Source organism: Vibrio sp. B1-2 (assembly GCF_963888445.1).
Classification (GTDB): Bacteria; Pseudomonadota; Gammaproteobacteria; order Enterobacterales; family Vibrionaceae; genus Vibrio; species Vibrio anguillarum.
This window is the reverse complement of the sequence record NZ_CAWPJH010000001.1, coordinates 92,355-111,069: the sequence shown is the minus strand read 5'-3', so window position 1 is coordinate 111,069 and position 18,715 is coordinate 92,355. Positions and strand designations below refer to the sequence as shown.

The following is an 18,715-nucleotide window of genomic DNA, read 5'->3' as shown; positions in this document are numbered from 1 at the left end:
CTTTAGGCAACTAAATTAAGGGCTACATCACTTAGTCACGACGAAACGAACCGTACAACCTAAAAATAAACGAAAGAATGAGTTACGCAGAATTTTACAGTGTAAATAATCTGTTCAGTATTAAGACAATATCGGAAAATCATGTTTACTGTTAAAGGCGTAAGTCACCTTAACAGTGCAACCATTTTTTGAATATTCCAATGACTCACACAATTTAGAGACCAAAATAATCCCTCGACCATGTGTACAGTTGCCGTCTGCAACCGTATGTTGGTATTCAAAGCCTTCACCATTATGCTCGAGTGAAAAGCTCAATTGTCCCACCGTTGGGTCATAATCAATGTCTAGTTTAATCCATAACGATTCATCTAACTCATCCATACACTCTTCACGTCGTTGGTAAAAAGTGAGAAATCCATCTGGGTCATCTTTTAGTGAAGAGTTAAGTTTTAATAACCCATGCTCAATGGCATTAGCAAACAGTTCTGACAATACAGAGCAAACGAGATCAAGATGCTCACCACCACTGATAAAACCGCGAACAATGTTACGCATCTCGACCATAACTGAAATCTTTTTAAGAATTGAAGCAGGAAAAAAGAGATGGCTTTGCATTGGTATATGACTAAGAAATCGGTTTTTTTGCGACGCTAATATTTCATTATTATTGGTAATTGGAAATGTCATTGAAAGAATTGAGAGATCATCACCATGGCCACGATTGGAAAACTGGCATACTTCATCATACAAATCTGAAATCTGAGTCTTAACGTTCCGTTGCAAAACTTGTTCGAGTCGCAACTGGCCAAATTGTTCCCCGTTTTCATTCATCGCTTCGGTAATACCGTCGGTATAACAGAGGATAGTTTGGTTAGGTTTTAATTTGAGATGAACTAAATTTACTTCAAATTCATCAGCATCCAGAACTCCCAGCGGCATATGTGTGGAAACGAGACGACGAACGATGTTGCTTTCTTCATCCAGTAGATAACCATCAGGCAAACCACCTCCCCACCACGAAACCTCGAAGCCATTGGCTCGTATCTCAAATACACTGGCCGCAAGCATCATGCCAACAGGCAAAAACTTTACTAGCGCACTATTAAGTTCAGCGACCATTTCGCCAAGCGACATCCCTTTTTCAGCCATTGAAAAAAACGTACGCGTGGCAGGGATCGTTGAAATCGCGGCGGGTAATCCATGCCCAGTGGCATCAGCGATCATGACGTACACGCCACCATAGGGCCGATTCGCCACAATGATGAGATCACCATTAAAAATGGTCGAAGGTGTGGATATATAACTGATGCCATAGATATTGTTGACTTTTGCACTCATCTCCTCCATTAAGTTGGTGAAAATGGATTCGGCGATGGCGTAGTCATATTGTACTTGTTCGTTGAAATAATTGAGCTTATCTCGCTGCTGAGTCACTTCATTATGCATTTTCACAATACGGTAATGAGCCTGCACTTTGGCCAGCAGTACGCTTCGCTCTACTGGTTTAAGAATAAAATCATCGCCCAGCGATAAACAGCGTTCAAATGAATCATGATCATCAAGCACAGTCAAAAATATAATTGGGATATGGTGATTTGGAAAAGAGTCTCGGATCTCTTTTGCGGTGGTGAAACCATCTTTAACTGGCATCATCACATCCAACAAAATAACGTCGGGTAAGACGTCCATGACGAGCATCGCCTCAACAGCATCAGCGCCATTTTCGAAGGTATCGATATGCTCTGCAATAGGCAATAAGATAAACCGACAGAGCTCTCTATTTGATTTATGGTCATCAACAATCGTTACGCGCATCGGCTTATTCCTTAAGCATTATTCGATACTAAATTTCTTATCAAATCGAGAAATCAGTAAAACTTTCCTTATTTGAGGTAAGGTGTTAGTAATTCGGATCATGCCATCACTTTGCTCAAGATATTTCTGCATATTGAGCAACATGCCAAGACCAGCACTGTCAATATAGTCCACCTTGCGTAAATCAATGGTGAATCTAAAGCCTCGGTAAGGTGAATAGCTATTACGAAATTCTTTAACTAGGTTAAAGCCAAAGGCCCCCTCAATTACGATCGTAATGTGCTTAGTAGTGCTATCTATTACCGTTTCTATACTCATCATATTCTCCTAAAACAGCTCGACTTCGCCTTCATCCATATTGGTTTGATTTGCAGCAGGAGCACTTCTATTGTGCAAGCGCTCTGTCAATTGGTGAAGTTGTTCTGCCCATGCTGCTTTAGTCATGCTTTGTGTTAGTAAAGCGTTCAATAGCTCATTTGCTTCCTGCAAATAATCAATAGACGCATGCGCATAATCACTTTGTTGAACCACAATGTCAGCAAATTGAAGGGCACGGATGCCATTACTCACTTGCTGGGTTAATTCTTGTCCTAATTCTTGAATTTTTTGCACTTCTTGCTCTATTTCTATATTCACTTGCTGAACGCCATGCAGCATGTGATCCACATTTCCTTTAGACTCAATTATGAGTGTCATGTCTATCGAGGCCATATCGCCAACGGTTTTGTTTGCTTGCAGCACCGTTTGTTGGGCAACATTAATTTCAGATTCAATTTGGGTATTCAGCGTTCTTGCTTTAACCGACAAATCGCGCACCTCTTGAGCCACGACCGCGAAGCCTCGCCCCGCCTCGCCTGCTCGAGCCGCTTCAATCGCCGCATTCAATGCCAATAAGTTGGTCTGTTCCGATAAGTTTCGGACTTGATTAAGTAATTTAAAGACCGCATCTAGCTGTTCTGACATATCGTGAATACTGTGTACCGCTGAAATACTTTTCTCCGAAATGTCTACTAGAATCTGAACAAAACCGTCAATAATTGCCTCAGTTCTTGGCAACACGGTGGTAAGATCATATTCACTACCTTGGTTAGCCAATAAATTATTGACCAAGGTACTCGAAACTTGGCTCTGCTTTTCACTGATGTCTTGCAAGCTAAAAAATGCGTTGTTTAATGTCTCTACTGAGCCTTCAATCACGGTGTGCTGCATGGTTAAAGGGCTACTCACTTTAGGTAGCGTCTCTTTGAACAGTTTTTCAATACTCTGTAGATGTTGCTGCGTTTCAAGAGTGGACTCTTCTTCAACCTTATTTTGGTTGGCTTTAGCTTTGTTTTGTTCACTAAAATTCATGGACAATACTAGCCAAGGTATTGCTGCCGCAAAAATCACCAGTCCTATGCTCCATAAATTAGGGGAGTGAAGCATGACGGCAAAAAGGGCCATTAGCTGCAAAACTAAAGCTAAAATATATTTTGCTTTTGGTGTCACTGTTTTATTTATCATCACCCATTCCTTGCTTATCTATGTTGAGCTTATTTAATGAGACAACACTAGCGATAGAGTTCATCACAAATCCATTGTGGTATGGCATTTAACGCTTTGATATTCTGTGTTGCGCCAATCTCTACTGCCGCTTTGGGCATTCCCCACACCACTGATGTTTTTTCGTCTTGAGCTAAAGTCAATGCGCCACACAACTTCATTTTGAGCATGCCTTGCGCTCCATCTTTACCCATCCCGGTTAAGAGGATACCGATGGCTTTGTCTCCCACATTTTCGGCGACCGCATCAAACATCACATCTACTGAGGGTTTATGACGATTGACCGCAGGTCTATCGTCAACTTGACAGTAAAGGTGAGTGCCTTTTTTTATCACCATCAGATGCTTATCTCCGGGAGCAACATAAGCACATCCATTCACTAAAGGCGCTTGATTAGCGGACAACTCTCTTACCTCTACGGCGCTACAAAGATTCAAACGCTCTGCAAAGGGGCGAGTAAACATCGCACTGATATGTTGAGTGATCACGATCGGTGGCAACCCGGCTGGTAAAACAGAGAATATGCTTTTTAATGCTTCTGTTCCGCCCGTTGAGGCTCCAATCGCGATCAACTGATAACGCGCCCCTTGGTGGCTAGCCGCTATCAGTTCGACCTGATTAACCGCAGCAGAATGATGCGCTTGAACGACATTGGCCCCTGCCGCCATTTTTATTTTGTCGTTCACAAGTTCCCTATAACTTGCCATTTCAGCCGTATTTTCGACCGACGGTTTAGGGAAGTAATCCACTGCACCAAGCTCTAATGCTTCTAACGTGGCTTGCGCGCCATGCTGGGTCAAGGTTGAAATCATCACCACCGGCATAGGGCGTAACCGCATGATATTTTTTAAAAATTGCACGCCATTCATCTTTGGCATTTCAATATCTAGCGTTAGCACATCAGGATTGTGCTGCTTGATAAGCTCTCGGGCTTGGTAAGGGTCTTGTGCCATTGCGACAACGTCTAACATGGGGTCAGCATTAATCAGCTCGCAGAGCAGTGCTCTAAAAACGGGAGAATCATCGACAATCAACACTTTGATTTTTTTCATTTAAATAACTCCACATCATCACTCTCTTTATGCGCTTTACGATCTAACTGCGTGGCATAAATCTTTTCTTGAAAACTTAACTGGTTCACTTCAGTTAATGGAATTCTTTTTAACCACACTTTACCTGTCAGAGGTTCGAAAATGACTTTTCTCGGTTCGTCCCCCCCCAAGTCACTGGCTTCAACAATAAGCCTTTCTTGCTCAACATAGTTTTTGATAAAATCTATATTTTTCTGGCCAATCATGGCCTTAAAACCCAGCATTTGTGCGCCACCAAACAGCTTGACGCGTAAGCACCTACGCTCGGCACCCATTTTGATCAATTGGTTAATCAGTAACTCCATTGCGTAACAACCATAACGAGAAGCCGTGGACTCAATTTCATCTGGATGCCAGTGATCAATTTGCGAATGCTGATCAAAAGGTAATAAAAAATGGTTCATCCCCCCGACTTTGGCCTCTCGGTCCCACATACAAGCCGCTACGCAAGAACCGAGCCCAGTGTAAATTACCTCTTGTTGCATAGTGCTATACAACCCACCGGGTAGCACCTTAACCCAATCCACTTTCTGCTTGGGATGATGAAATCGACTGAAATTCCGATTATCTGTTGCCAAATACATCGCTAACGAGGCCATTAATTGTTCCTCATTTTTTCACGTAAATGGTGTGGCCGAGATGATGAAAAACATCAGCACAGCGCCCCACACTTTCTGAATGACCCAGAAATAAAATCCCATTCGGTTTCAACCATTCATAGAACCTTTCGAGCAAAGCCTCCTGAGTGGGTTTATCAAAGTAGATCATCACATTTCGGCACGAAATGAGGTCTAAATTCTTAGGTAACGTCCAAGGAGATAATAAATTCAGTTGCTGAAAATGGACAAAACGTTGCAATTGACTGGCGATTTTTATTTTTCCCTGTTTGATACCGCGCCCTTTTACAAAGCACTTTTTGAGATAGTGCTGTGGAATAGTAGCCACAGCCTCATCGGTATAAATGCCCGCTTGCGCATGTGCCAAAACCTGTGTGTCTAAATCTGTTGCGTAGATATCAATATTATCCGCGAAATCAAATAAACCGCTGCTGTATAGCGACGCAATAAAACTGTATGGCTCTTCACCGCTAGAGCATCCAGCAGACCAAATTTTAGGATGACGCACGCCCTGTGATCGCCACTCATCGAGCAGTACTTTTTCCAAAAACTCAAAGTGATGATACTCGCGAAAAAACTGGGTTTTGTTAGTCGTTAACGCATTGATGAAGTTGATCCGCTCTCGCTCATTATGCTCAATAAGCTCCTTGTAATCACAGAAACGCTGAATCCCCAGTCGACGCATCTGACGGCTCAAACGGCCGTAAACCATCGCGCGCTTCGCATCTGATAAGTAAATGCCGGCCGTTTTGTGCATAAACCACTGGATGAATTTGAAATCCTTTGCAGTAAGTTCAAACTCTTGATCATGGTTCACCGTGATTGGATGGCTATCCATTAAAACTCTTCCCATTCATCTCCATCCTCATTGAGATTGAGCCCAGAATTGGCAACGTTATTGGTGGCTCTAATGCCTGCCACTTTCTTGACCTTGGGTTTGGGTTGATGGGCGGAGATGGCTGTTCTTTTGGGCTCGAACGTTTTGATGTTGTCATCGGTGGTGAAATAGCTCATCAAGCTAATCAGCTCTTTCCCTTCATCTTTCAACGATTGGCTGGCCGCAGAGGTTTGTTCAACAAGAGAGGCATTTTGCTGCGTCATCTCATCCATGGCTGTAATTGCACGATTGATTTCGTCAATGCCCGTCGATTGTTCAATACTTGATGATGCAATTTGGGCGATGAGATCAGATACTTTTGCTACAGCGTCCACAATCTCATTCAATGTTGCTCCTGACTCATCAACTAAACGCGATCCCTCTTCTACTTTCTCAACACTATCTTTAATCAGCCCTTTAATCTCTTTCGCCGCTGCTGCGCTGCGCTGCGCAAGGTTCCGAACCTCTCCAGCAACAACAGCAAACCCACGCCCTTGTTCTCCGGCTCTTGCCGCTTCTACCGCTGCGTTCAAAGCCAATAAATTGGTTTGAAAGGCTATCTCGTCTATCACTCCAATAATATCGGCAATCTTCTTACTCGAACGATTAATTTCCGACATGGCCGAGATCGCTTGCCCCACCACTTCACCACCTTTACTGGCTTTTTTGGCAGCATCACTCGCTAGATCGTTCGCACCTTTGGCGTTATCTGCATTTTGGCGCACGGTCGCTGTCATCTCTTCCATACTGGCGGCCGTTTCTTCTAAATTGGATGCTTGAGCTTCCACCCGTTGGCTCAAATCATTATTGCCTTGCGCGATTTCCGTTGACGCCGTAGCCACTCTGGCAGAAGAAATGGTGATTTTTTCAACCATATCGCGCAGGTTAGCAATCGAGGTATTGACCGCATTTTGCAGTTGACCAAACTCACCTTGGCTACCCTCTTCCATCTTGGTATTCAAATCGCCATCCGCCACTTTACTCATGACGTCAATACACTGAGCCAGCGGTGAAACTAAGGTATCAAGCAAGTTATTAATCCCCTCGCCTAACTCCCGCATAAATCCGCTGTACACCGTGGTATCAATTCGTTCATTCAACTGCCCTGCGATCGCTTTTTGAATGAGGCTCTCTACTTGGTATTGACCATCTTGTTGTTCGGTAATATCGATCCATTGCAATGCAGGGCCAATGTATTCCCCTTTGTGATTGTGCATCGCAATACAAGTTAAATTAAATTGCAGCGCCCCCACTTTGATGTTGGATGAAAATGGCAAACGATCAGGGTTGGCAATAATGCTACGTTGATGGCCCGGATTTTTATGAAAGATATCGATATTTTGTCCGACCAGATTATTGACGTCAAAGCTTGTTAATACTGTCCTCAACTCACTTTCTCTTGTACGCATCAACTTGGTCAATGAAGGGTTTAAGTATTGAATAATACCCTCTTTATCGGCCATCATTAGGTTGGTTGTCATCCCCTCGACTGCCGAAGCTAAGCGGCCAATTTCTTGCTCTTTTGCAATCTCTTGAGTGACATCACGCCACTCTAATGTGTTCCCGATATAAATACCGTCTTCATCAATAATGGCGCCAACATTAAGCTCGATCTTCACTCCTTTAATCGTAATCATGGTAGTGAAAGGCAAGTTGGCTGGATTAGACAACATTTGGCGTTGATGCTGTGGATTGACGTGAAAACCATCGATGCAGTAGCCAATCAATGACGACTCTTCAGCTTTAAAATCAGGCCAGACACTTTGAAAAAGCACTTCATGCTGCTTGAGTAGAATCAATGACTGCTTATTGAGATAGGTGATTTGAAAATCTCGGTTAATCATCATCAATGCGGTTTTTGCTGCATTAAGAGCAGAAAGAAGCTGCTGATTGGAGAGCCCTTCATTCTCATCGACCAATGGATCTTCTATCTGCTCAACAAATTTTTTTGGTTCTGGTTTGCGGTTCCAAAATGCCATGAGTATTCCCTCACAAAATAGCGTCTTCTACGAATGTCTGATTTAACCCAGGTACATCAAAAAGGGTCTCGATATTAATTAGGATCAAATGACCGTTAGCCACACTAGCAATTCCCTTCATAAATTGTGGTTCAACCGTGGTGGATAAGGCTGGTACAGGTTTTATCTCTTCAGCGGCTAAGTCATACACTTCTGAAACACCATCGACAATAATGCCGAGCGGATTGCGTTGCGCGTCATTCAAAACGATAACAACTGTCGTGGCCCCAATCTGTGCAGGTGGCAGATGAAAACGAATTCGAAGATCAACAATCGGTACGTACTCACCACGAATATTGAGTAAGCCAACTAAGTAATCCGGTGCATTGGGTACAGAGCGCACATCACTCCAGCCGCGAACTTCTCGGACCTCAAGGATTGGCACAGCGTACTCATCGTTATCCAGCACGAAACTAAGAAACTCTTGTTTAGACATCAGGGTTCCTCACTCAGTATTCGGTGCATATCAAGGAGCCCTTGGGTATCGAGCAGTGACATGACCTCTTCGCCAACATTGAGCAAACCGAGCGAATACGCAGCGGCAGGTGTTTCCCCCACGGCTGGAAACAGCACATTATCTCCCTGGCCAATCACATCACTCACTGCATCAACGACTAAGCCCATAATACGAGGCCGCTCTTGTTGAAGGCTACGAAGTACCAACACCACAGTCGTGGGAAAGTAGCCACAAGCCTCCATACCAAATCGAAGGCGCAGATCGATAATAGGCACAATCATACCGCGTAAATTAATCACACCTTTCACAAAGCTAGGCGCGCGAGGAATAGGCGTAGGTGGCTCCCACACTCGAATCTCTTCAACATCTTGAATTGCCACCCCGTACAACTCGTTCGCTAACCGGAAACTCAGAAAATCGGCCTCACAGCTTCTTTCTTCATACACAGCATTCAAAACACTCTGTGTTTGATTCTCTTGTTGATGATTTGGTGAATAATCATATTCCATGGCTCTTCTCTGTCACCTTCACTAAGCGGCAATAATCTTGGGAGATAAACTTGAACGTCGATTCGAGTACGTGGAGATTAACCCTTGAATATCTAAAATGAGCGAAACGGAACCATCTCCCAAAATCGTAGCTCCTGATATGCCTGCCACTTTGCAGTAATTTGACTCTAAGCTCTTTATAACCACTTGCTGCTGGTCTAGCAGCTCGTCAATCAATAAGCCAACGCGGCACCCTGCGGCTTCAACAAAGCAGAGTATTCTATCGGGCAAAGCACCACTTGGTCCCATTTCCAGTTCATCTTGCAGACGTAAGATAGGAATGTTTTCGTCACGAAGTCGGTACAGCTCAACCCCACCAGCGGCATACTTCACATTAGCTAAGTTGATTTGAATAGATTCGATAATGGTGAGCAGTGGGATGATATAAACCTCCCCTCCTACTTTGATCAATTGCCCATCGAGAATGGCTAAAGTGAGTGGTAAACAGATAGTGAAATGGCTGCCTTTACCTAATGTGGATTCGACATCAATATGCCCACCCAACTCTTCGATATTACGTTTTACAACATCCATACCGACGCCACGACCTGAAATATCAGACACTTGTTCTGCTGTTGAAAACCCTGCTGCAAAAATAAGGTTAAGGATCTGTTTGTCGGTGATCTCTTCACGCTGTGTATCTTTAGGTAATACACCTTTTTCTAGCGCCTTTTGAAATATTCTTTCACAGTTGATTCCAGCGCCATCATCTTTCACTTCGATCACTATCGAGCCACCTTGATGATAAGCATGTAGTTCAATGGTGCCGATTTCTGGTTTGCCTTGTTCAAGGCGAATGTGTGGCTGCTCAATTCCGTGGTCAATACCATTTCTGACTAAATGAACCAATGGATCAACAATACGTTCAAGGACGGTTTTATCGAGCTCGGTATGCTCGCCAATGATGTTCAGTTCTACTTTTTTTTCAAGTCGGCCGCACAAGTCTCGCACAAGGCGAGGAAAGCGGCTAAAAGCAAAGCTCATCGGCAGCATGCGAATATTGAGCACATTTTCTTGTAAATCTTTACTGTTTTGCAAAAGCTGAACTAGGCCTGCTTGCAACTTTTCTAATTTATCCATGGTGAAATCGTTGCCGATTTCGGTCAGCATTGATTGGGTGATAACAAGTTCCCCAACCAAATTAATCAGGCTGTCGACTTTCTCAATATCGACGCGAATAGAGCTTACGCTGGATTCTGCTTTAGCCACTTTGGGCGCAACAGCGGGCGTAGACTCTATTGATTTTATGAGATCGATGGGTTTTATGAGATCAACTTGCTCTGCCGATTCGGTAGGGGGAACAGCGTTCGCATGAAACGTAGGTGGCACCTCGGCCGAAGATTCCTCACTCTCGCTGATCATACCTTGGGTCGTCGATTCTTGTACTAAAGGTTCAACAATTAAGTCACATTCATCTTCAACCCATTCAAAAATTTCGCGAATATCACTCTCTTGCACTTGGCTACTGAGAAAAATAGTCCAGCTTAAATAACAAAGCTCAGCCTCTATTTCCACCAATTCGGGAAGGTGCTCAAGCTGAGCTTCCGCCCTGCACTGATCATCCAGTTCATAAAGCTCTCGCAGCAACCGAAGTGGATCATTACCACTGAAATAAAGTTCTCTATGCGGAGTAAAAACGACTTTCCAACCTAAGTTGTTCTCGTTGTCAGAAGCCTTTAAGAGCGATGACGTCTGTTCATCTTCGGCGTCAAGCGGGTGATGGTCTGCTAGCTCATGATCAACCGTTGAATTGTCAGCAAGTAAAGCATGCAGTGACTGGCTGACTCTCTGCTGAAGCTCACTATCAACCTCACCGTGGCTCTCATGCCCCGCGAGCATATTGCGAATGCAATCACCGCTTTTCAGTAAAATGTCCACACTTTGAGCGGTGAGAGTTGATTTTTCGTTACGGACGAGGTCAAGATACGCTTCGACAGAGTGGGTAAATTCACTGATATCCAGTAAACTAAAGGTCGCAGCGCCACCTTTAATCGAATGGGCAGCCCGAAAAATGGTATTAATAGTCTCTTTCTCAACCTGATTAGGGTCAAGATTAAGCAGTACATTTTCAAGCACTTCAAGATTTTCACGACACTCTTCGTAAAACATCTTGCGCAACAGTTCCATGTCTAAAGCCATAGATCTTCCTGCCAGTTAACGTCGTTTAACGAATGAAGCTTTTAATAAAATACGGTGTTCTATATGACCCGTTTTAGTGTTTTCAATAGCGTCTCAGGGTTGAACGGTTTGACCAACCATCCTGTAGCTCCCGCGAGTTTTCCTTCTTGTTTCTTTTCCATACTCGTTTCAGTGGTTAACATCAAAATAGGTATAAACTTATATTGAGCATTACCACGTATTGCTTTAACTAACTCAAAACCACCCATCACTGGCATGTTGACGTCCGAAATAACAACATCAAATTTGGTTTGTTGTGCCTTACGTAATGCATCACTTCCATCAGTAGCGGTTTCAACGTCATAGCCTGCATCTTTCAATGTATGGCTTAGCATTTGACGAATTGAAACCGAATCATCAACCGCGAGGATCTTTGTCATAGCCCCTTCCTTGCAAAATCTCATTACTCTGCGAACAAGCTTTCTAAAGCCAGTAGCGCAATACCTTCATTGAGCGTGTTTGTTGCGTTAACTAAAGTGATCTCAATTCCAGCTCGCTCTGCTGTCATAAACAAAGAAGCAAGCAGTTGCAGACCGGCAGCATCCACGCTATTAACTCGTGATGCATCTATCGTTAAAGGAGGAGTTAGGCTTAGCCATTGAAGATAATTTGCTTTGGAATCTAGTACCGTTGAAATTTCCAAAGACTCCGCCAACAAAAAATCCATATCTCATCCTTACGTACTATTTATATTCTATTTTTTAGGAGAACACCTGACTTTGAGTGTAGGAGGGAATACTCATTAAGCAAATGATTGAACACGTTAGGAACAAAAATAAAAACCTCACAATAAGGGGGACCGTATGGTTAACTCATTAATATAATTTGGATTTTTTATTCTGTGACTAGAACAAAAAAATCCTACTCTTAAGACGTAAGTAGTAGGACTTTTTTGTCATATGACAAGCACAGTACACCTGGAGAAAGTGTCTGCTCTTACATTATTCACGCTTTACACTGTAAATTGGCTGCAGTTCATTGCGTTGAATGATCAACTTTACAGTGTAAATCATCTAATAGTCGATTGAGGTCATGACGGAGGGTAGCCTCAATCATTTTCCGTCCAGTGAGGTTTAATTGACTGGCACACTCTTGCCAGCTTTTCCTTTGCAATACTTTGGCAATAAGTACATCAGATAACAGTGATAGAGCAGCTTTATCCAATGAAGTAATTAGCCGATGAATCCATACACTCACACTCTCATAATCCGCACCGCCTTGTGCGTAACAACGTAGCAATGAATAAGGTAGGAAATTAACTTCATTTGAATCCGCGCATGCGACACGATCTCGGACTAATGGCAAGATGGCCCGAACCAAAGCCGGCTCTAAACTTTGCAACGAATCAGATAGCGAGAAAATGAAATGCTGTTCGAAAATCTGTTCTGCCCGAGTTAACCAATCCAATTTTTCCGCTTGAACCATGATTAAGGAAAAACAGCCACTCGCACTGTCTCTGTGGCTCCCTAGTTTTATCGGAACAAATTGGTTCTTAGCCCAAAAAGCCATTAAATCGCTCGTTACGCCAAAACTCGTCGCTAAATAGTCGGCATCATTTTCCAACATGCACGCTTCAATCAAGCGGCTGCCTAACCCTTGATTTTGTAATTCGGGATGAACTGCAATACGCATGATGCGCTGACAAACACTCTGCGCTGCCTGCGTAATACCTACTTGATTAGCTAAGCAAACAGGAACTAGATGACCTTTAGGACGCCGCTTTCCTCGTTGGATCTCTTCCACTAAAGCGCTACAAAGCCCACCTTCACGAACTGTCAGCAAACAACCGACACAAACCTCGCCTACCATTGCAGCAACTAGCTGAACTTTATCGTCCGCTAAAAAATGAAATAGATCGTTCGGTGATGTCTGGTAATGAGCATTCACTAATAACGAAAAAATAGCGGCTAAGCGTGTCGGGTTGGCAATGAGTTGAGCCTTATCCAGATGCTCAATGTTAAGTGTCGCTAACTGTTCTGATGTCATCGTCGGCAATGTAGCTAAATCATAATGAAGGAGGAAAGTATCGTAATGCCACGCTTCTAACGGATCACCCTGACGCCAACGGATCGGCTGATCTAAATGGAGAGTTCGAGTCCCAGCTCGATGGTGTGCTAACCAAGTTTGAAACTTAAGCGTGAACCCTCTCCCACACCCTTCGTAGCCATGAATGGTGGTAGAAAAGACCGCACGATGATAGTGTTCAACCCAGTTTTTTAACATTGATAAAGGCAGCGCGGCCGCTTCATCTACCAATAGGAGATCACACTGTGGCCGATGCAAAATCAGCTCATCCGGTGCCACAAACGTCAATGACGAGTTTTGCCAAGTAAGGGATTGTCTGGTGACGTGAGCGCCTGCTAAACCTTTAGCCGCATGTTCAAATATCGGCGCTACGGCATGGATTGAGGGTGCCGTGACCACAATATCTAATGAACGAGACGCCATCAATTTAGCCGCAGCAATACCAAGCGCACTGCTTTTCCCTCGTCCCCGATCGGCAGTGAGAACCAATGGTCGCTTGCGATGCCCATCCATAACACGAAGAATTGCTGAAACCGCATCAACTTGCTGTTCATAAATCGGTGATTGAGAACTGACTCGTGGATAAACGGGTAAAGGAGGGCAAGGTTGATTCTGTTCTATAACAACAAGCTGTTCCAACGCTCGCGTTAACCAGCGCTCAGCAAAAGAGTCATTACGCTGAGGGGCTTCAATGATCAACAGTAACCCACCACCGACCAGTGAACCCAGCGCAGCACTGAAACTGTTCGCATCAAAACCATGGTGATTGTCACAAATAAGTAAATGGCATTCTTGACCAAGAAACTGCTGCCCTTTGTTGAAGGGGGCATAACGAACGCATGGTAACGGTTCTCCACCTAACTGAAATATGGCTTGCCCCTCATTTTTTGCGAGAAAATGCATAAGCACGTGTTGTTGCCATTGAGGCTCACCACGGATTAAGAGCCCCATACGCCATAGGCTATTCTCAGCCTGCACCATCAAATCATCTAAATAAGCCGCTATCATGTTCATATTTACGCCACCTCGCTGAAACGCAATGGTAGCACAGCCGCTATAATCACTGTGCGTCGTTAAAAATATTTTTCTTTACGACAAATTATATTTGCTTTAATCGTGACCATTTTTAACTAATTATTCACCTACACCCCAGTACACTTCTGGGCTATTTAAGGAATTCAAATGCAATGAAAACTTTCATCAAAGGATTGGTTTTGGCAGCAGCTCTAACTTCTTCACACGTAAGCGCAGACAACAAAACACTCAACGTTTATGCATGGGGAGGATATCTTCCAGAAAAATCCCTCAAGCAGTTTGAGCAGCAGGAAGGGGTAACGATTAACTATTCGACCTTTGAAAATAACGAGTCAATGTATACCAAGCTCAAGTTGCTCAAAGGTGGCGGTTATGATGTGGTTTTTGCCTCAGCGTATTTCATTGAAAAAATGGGACGTGAAGGGTTACTAACCGAGCTGGATCATGCACAAATCCCGAACATGAAAGATGCCATGCCTTCACTACTCGGCCAAGCACACGATCCCAAAAATAGTTATTCCCTGCCCTATATTTGGGGGATCACTGGCCTCAGCTATAACGAAGCATTAGTACCAGAAGGTGTCTCTCGCTGGGCTGATTTGTGGGATAAGAAATATAGCCAACAAGTGATGTTGATTGACGATATTCGCGATGTCTTTGGTATGGCGCTGATCTTAAATGGCTTCAGTATTAATACAAAAAATGAAAAAGAGATTGAAAAAGCCTACCAATCATTGGTCGCGTTAAAAGATAATGTACTGTTGTATAACTCTGATGCGCCACATGTGCCTTATGTCTCAGGTGAAGCAGCGTTAGGGATGCAATGGAACGGGAATGCCTACCAAGGCCAAGTTGAGATGCCAGAGCTAAAATTTGTAATGCCGGAAGAAGGCGCAGTCTTGTGGATGGATAACTTTACTATTCCATCAGGCAGCAACAACAAAGCGTTGGCGCATAAATTCATCAACTTCATGTATCAAGCAGAGAACCAAGCTGAGATTGTGAATAGCTTAGGTTATGCATCGGCAACAAAAAGCGGCCGAGCGTTGCTTCCAGCAGAACTTCGCGACAATCCAACGATTTTTCCAGCCGATGAAGATATGGCTAAAGGGGAATTCATTAATGATGTTGGGCCTGAAGCGCTCGCTATCTACGAAAAATACTGGCAGCGTTTAAGAAATCAATAGATTCGAGCTGAATAGACTTAGTTACTAAAAAACCCGCCGTGGCGGGTTTTTTATTCTTTACATGATGGATGCTTAATCAAGCTTAGATTGAATAAAATCTAATATTTCTTGCACCGTAGCATCATCCACCTTTTTCAAATTAAGCGCTAAATTACTGCCTTTACGACTGTAACTTACGCGGCCTTTGATCAGATCAATTTTTACATGCTCAGTGCGCTTAGGTGGCAACAACTCTTGTATCCAAGACTCAATTGTCTCTGTGACTTCTTTCGTCAATCGGGCAACACCTTGTACGCTACTACGCTGCCAAACAAATCCATCTTCAGATTGACACTTTTCCAACAAATTTGCTTGTTGCTTTGCATCGAGTTCATTAAATTGTTTATGCAATTTAACTATGGTTGGACGACCTAATTCAACCACATTTGGATAAGCTTGCAACAGCTCAAGTGGCAAAGCCGCTGCTTTTAGAGCACCACTTACTAGGGCCTCACTGCACTGAAATATCTTAGCTAAAGCTTTTTGGTCTTCCGCTTCACCGTTATCCAGCTTCGCTTGCATCTCTTTACCCTTCTCATAAAGAGAAAGCGGCTTGTGCGCGTTTGCCACATCCGAAAGAAACTTCGCATGTTCCGAGTTTATGTCTTCAGCAACATAAACCAAAAATTCTTTACCCGCCAAGATACAAGACATTCGACGACGGCTGCCATCAAGGACTTCAATTTTGCCCCCAGCGGTTTTACGACCAACCGCAGGATATTGCTGACCACGCTCACGTAATGTACTCAATACATCAGATAGAGCATGCTCATTCAGAAAAGCTTGTTCACGCGCATTCTGCGTAAAAACAATCGTCTTTTCCGCTACTTGCTCAGCGGGAATCCTGACCAGTTCGAAAGTGACTAACTCTTCTCCCGCAACCGCCAATTCGATGATTTGCGCTTGTTCTTTCGCTGCCGTTTGGGCTTCTTGCGGGGTGGTTGCACGTCGCTTATTCGCTTTACCAAACAGTTTCGCATTTAGTTCAGACGTTTTAATTGCCATGTTTTACTTACCCCTGATTTAGTGATGACCAATGACTGTGAAGCACTCGCTCAAGCTCCAGTGCACTTTTTTGCACAGCGTCTTGCGCAGTCGCTAGCGTCTTTTTACCACCTTCAAAATCGCTGGTGGTGAGATCAAAAACGGTGCTGTAGGTGTCAGCACAGGTTTCAAATGCTCGGCTACGCGGAATCGTCGCCATCATGACTTGATCACCCAACAGGTAATTCATTTCCGTTAATACCGAGACTTGCTTTTTATTATCATCTTCAAACATCGTCGGCATCAAACGTACAAATTCTAACCCTTTCCAATCTTCTGGAAACATTTCATAAACCGTAGGAAGGTGTTGAAAGAAATTGACGGTTGACGCCCAATCTAATCGCTTAGCCGCGCACGGGATCAGTAATGCATTGGAAGCATACATTGCATTCCATACCAATGGATCAACGTGTGGGCCAGTATCAATCATAATGATGTCAAAATCATCGCCAATCTTATCGATAAGTTTCTCTTTCAGCAGTCGAACAATATCAAGCGATTGGTTTTGCGAAAGATACTGCCACGCTTCTGCGTTAAACATTGCATCTTCAGGAAATGCAGAGATGGTTTTTAAATTGGGATATTGGGTTGGCAACATCACGTTCTTATGTAAGAACGCCTTGTCCACTTCAGTGTCTTCAGGCACGTTGTCTAACATAATATCAACGGCAGAATAGATATTACTGTGCTCTGATAAACTTATTTGCGGGTTGAGAAATAACCGTAATGAACCTTGCGGATCTAAGTCAATCAAGCAGATACGGTAACGCTGATCCAAATTCAGGGCGAGGCACGCGGCTAGATGGACAGCCGTCATTGATTTACCTGTCCCCCCCTTTTGGTTCTGAACATTGATGACCCAAGGCTTATGATCACCATGCTTTTTCCTTTGGTGGAACTTAGGCACACCAGCGGCATCCATGAGCATGTGGGCTTCCGCTAAAGAAATTGAATAGTGATTTGCATTGTTTTTAGTAAATTGATGGCCAGCTTGTTCCATTTTGGAAATGGCATCATCTAGCTTACGGCGTGTTAAGCCTGAACGAGTTTCCATTAGCGCTTTTGACATCGCTGGGAAATGGTCATCACTACGTTCTTCTAAAACAATTTCAATTCGGTCAGCTTGCACCTGTTGAGTTTGCTCGGCGAGCTGGTAGAGATTCGCTATGGTTTGTTCTCTTTTCATTGCCAAATTCCATAATAAGTACCTAACGCAGATTGTACAGCAAACAATTTAATACTCAACAAAAAGGTGAACATTCACTTTTAGATTAATATCACAATAAATAGAAAAACATATCGGAATTTAATGAATTGACCTCATTATGGTCATCATTTTTCCTTAAATAATGGGCAACTTAGTCCATTATTTATTTGAACATTAAAAATATTACAACGTAACTTATTTACATTGTAAATGAGCTTAAAATACCCGGAACGATTAGAGAAGCAGCATAATTTACGGTATGTGTCATTTGGAATGATGTTCCCCCTGCAGATCAATTAAATAATCGTACAACATGAATAATAATAACTAGAGCTACAGGGCAGGGGAAACTTATCCTTTTCGTCAGGGTACCAGGACGCATGATCAAGGCTAACATGATGATCATGCGTCCGAAGAGATCCCTCGCTACAGGAACAATGATCAAGAGGAATTAGCGCCTTCCTTATCAGCAAATAATCAGAAAACAAATGGATCTTCATCGGATCAATGATCAAGTGTGATTTAAGCTCGGAAGCATGTAAAAATAGCGCATAATTACGGGTGATTGCAGATGGAGTAGGGGCTGAGCAAGATACCTAGTACATAACAAGTAAAATTTAAAACACACCAAATAACAAAACCTTCGTCAATACTCTCTTGATCATGCTTTCGACACACTCTCACTCCTTATAATAGAAGCCGTTAAAAGAGTTATTTGTCATTTCAATTCGTGTTTATGCCAAAATCGACTTTGAAAGAACATTTAATGCACTTCCTTGATCATCTTTCCAAAGAAAAACCAAGCCCATATTCTTCATCTAGCTCAAATAAAATAATCACTTCAACTCATCATGTGGATAAGTTGTGCATGAGCCATGATCATGCTTTAAGAAAGTGTTTGATCATTGATTCAGTCGTCTGATGATCATCGTTCGGAATGTGATTGATCATGCTTTCTTCTCTACAATGATCATGTTTTCAGTTTTCTATGATCATGCTTCTGAAGGGGATTTTTTTTTATCCCTATAAAACAAT

Annotated in this window: 16 protein-coding genes; 1 reads left to right on the top strand and 15 read right to left on the bottom strand. The window is 43.2% G+C overall.

The features are described from left to right. Nucleotides 1–120: 120 nt before the first annotated feature. From AACQ75_RS00490 to AACQ75_RS00430, 13 genes are all read right to left on the bottom strand, one after another. Nucleotides 121–1,815, bottom strand: coding sequence for an ATP-binding SpoIIE family protein phosphatase (locus AACQ75_RS00490; RefSeq protein WP_017049353.1), 1,695 nt, complete (start codon nucleotides 1,813–1,815; stop codon nucleotides 121–123). A gap of 18 nt (nucleotides 1,816–1,833) precedes the next feature. Beyond that, nucleotides 1,834–2,133 (bottom strand): STAS domain-containing protein, encoded by a 300-nt coding sequence (locus AACQ75_RS00485; RefSeq protein WP_017049352.1) that lies wholly within the window; start codon nucleotides 2,131–2,133, stop codon nucleotides 1,834–1,836. A gap of 9 nt (nucleotides 2,134–2,142) precedes the next feature. Continuing rightward, complete coding sequence (locus AACQ75_RS00480; protein ID WP_017049351.1) at nucleotides 2,143–3,321, bottom strand: methyl-accepting chemotaxis protein; 1,179 nt, start codon at nucleotides 3,319–3,321, stop codon at nucleotides 2,143–2,145. A 44-nt stretch (nucleotides 3,322–3,365) separates the two neighbouring features. After that, the gene (locus AACQ75_RS00475; protein WP_170889215.1) at nucleotides 3,366–4,409 is read right to left on the bottom strand and encodes a protein-glutamate methylesterase/protein-glutamine glutaminase; all 1,044 of its coding nucleotides are present in this window, start codon (nucleotides 4,407–4,409) and stop codon (nucleotides 3,366–3,368) included. Then, nucleotides 4,406–5,047 (bottom strand): chemotaxis protein CheD, encoded by a 642-nt coding sequence (locus AACQ75_RS00470; RefSeq protein WP_017049349.1) that lies wholly within the window; start codon nucleotides 5,045–5,047, stop codon nucleotides 4,406–4,408. The genes AACQ75_RS00475 and AACQ75_RS00470 overlap by 4 nt, the downstream gene beginning before the upstream one ends. Nucleotides 5,048–5,057: 10 nt before the next feature. Next, nucleotides 5,058–5,918 (bottom strand): CheR family methyltransferase, encoded by an 861-nt coding sequence (locus AACQ75_RS00465; protein ID WP_017049348.1) that lies wholly within the window; start codon nucleotides 5,916–5,918, stop codon nucleotides 5,058–5,060. After that, entirely contained in the window at nucleotides 5,903–7,921 is a 2,019-nt protein-coding gene (locus tag AACQ75_RS00460) for a methyl-accepting chemotaxis protein (RefSeq protein ID WP_017049347.1), read from the bottom strand. The genes AACQ75_RS00465 and AACQ75_RS00460 overlap by 16 nt, the downstream gene beginning before the upstream one ends. A gap of 10 nt (nucleotides 7,922–7,931) precedes the next feature. After that, nucleotides 7,932–8,396: a chemotaxis protein CheW gene (locus tag AACQ75_RS00455; protein WP_017042330.1), complete on the bottom strand. Its 465-nt coding sequence runs from the start codon at nucleotides 8,394–8,396 to the stop codon at nucleotides 7,932–7,934. Further along, on the bottom strand, nucleotides 8,396–8,926 hold the full coding sequence (locus tag AACQ75_RS00450; RefSeq protein ID WP_017044938.1) for a chemotaxis protein CheW: 531 nt from the start codon (nucleotides 8,924–8,926) through the stop codon (nucleotides 8,396–8,398). The genes AACQ75_RS00455 and AACQ75_RS00450 overlap by 1 nt, the downstream gene beginning before the upstream one ends. A gap of 21 nt (nucleotides 8,927–8,947) precedes the next feature. Then, nucleotides 8,948–11,104, bottom strand: coding sequence for a chemotaxis protein CheA (locus tag AACQ75_RS00445; protein WP_017049346.1), 2,157 nt, complete (start codon nucleotides 11,102–11,104; stop codon nucleotides 8,948–8,950). A 59-nt stretch (nucleotides 11,105–11,163) separates the two neighbouring features. Continuing rightward, entirely contained in the window at nucleotides 11,164–11,523 is a 360-nt protein-coding gene (locus tag AACQ75_RS00440) for a response regulator (RefSeq protein ID WP_026027193.1), read from the bottom strand. Between the two features lie 23 nt (nucleotides 11,524–11,546). Further along, nucleotides 11,547–11,810 (bottom strand): STAS domain-containing protein, encoded by a 264-nt coding sequence (locus AACQ75_RS00435; RefSeq protein WP_017044940.1) that lies wholly within the window; start codon nucleotides 11,808–11,810, stop codon nucleotides 11,547–11,549. Nucleotides 11,811–12,118: 308 nt separating this feature from the next. Then, nucleotides 12,119–14,182 (bottom strand): tRNA(Met) cytidine acetyltransferase TmcA, encoded by a 2,064-nt coding sequence (locus AACQ75_RS00430; RefSeq protein WP_170889214.1) that lies wholly within the window; start codon nucleotides 14,180–14,182, stop codon nucleotides 12,119–12,121. A 173-nt stretch (nucleotides 14,183–14,355) separates the two neighbouring features. On the opposite strand from AACQ75_RS00430, the gene AACQ75_RS00425 reads away from it, so the two are divergent. Continuing rightward, a complete protein-coding gene (locus AACQ75_RS00425; protein ID WP_017044942.1) occupies nucleotides 14,356–15,390 on the top strand; it encodes an ABC transporter substrate-binding protein in 1,035 nt (344 codons plus the stop codon). 72 nt (nucleotides 15,391–15,462) lie between these two features. Here the strand turns inward: AACQ75_RS00425 and AACQ75_RS00420 are convergent, their stop codons facing one another. Both AACQ75_RS00420 and AACQ75_RS00415 read right to left on the bottom strand, forming a co-directional pair. Next, nucleotides 15,463–16,434 carry a ParB/RepB/Spo0J family partition protein gene (locus AACQ75_RS00420; protein WP_017044943.1) on the bottom strand — a complete coding sequence of 324 codons (972 nt, stop codon included), beginning with the start codon at nucleotides 16,432–16,434 and terminating at the stop codon, nucleotides 15,463–15,465. A gap of 7 nt (nucleotides 16,435–16,441) precedes the next feature. Then, nucleotides 16,442–17,659 (bottom strand): ParA family protein, encoded by a 1,218-nt coding sequence (locus AACQ75_RS00415; RefSeq protein WP_026027506.1) that lies wholly within the window; start codon nucleotides 17,657–17,659, stop codon nucleotides 16,442–16,444. Nucleotides 17,660–18,715 lie beyond the last annotated feature (1,056 nt).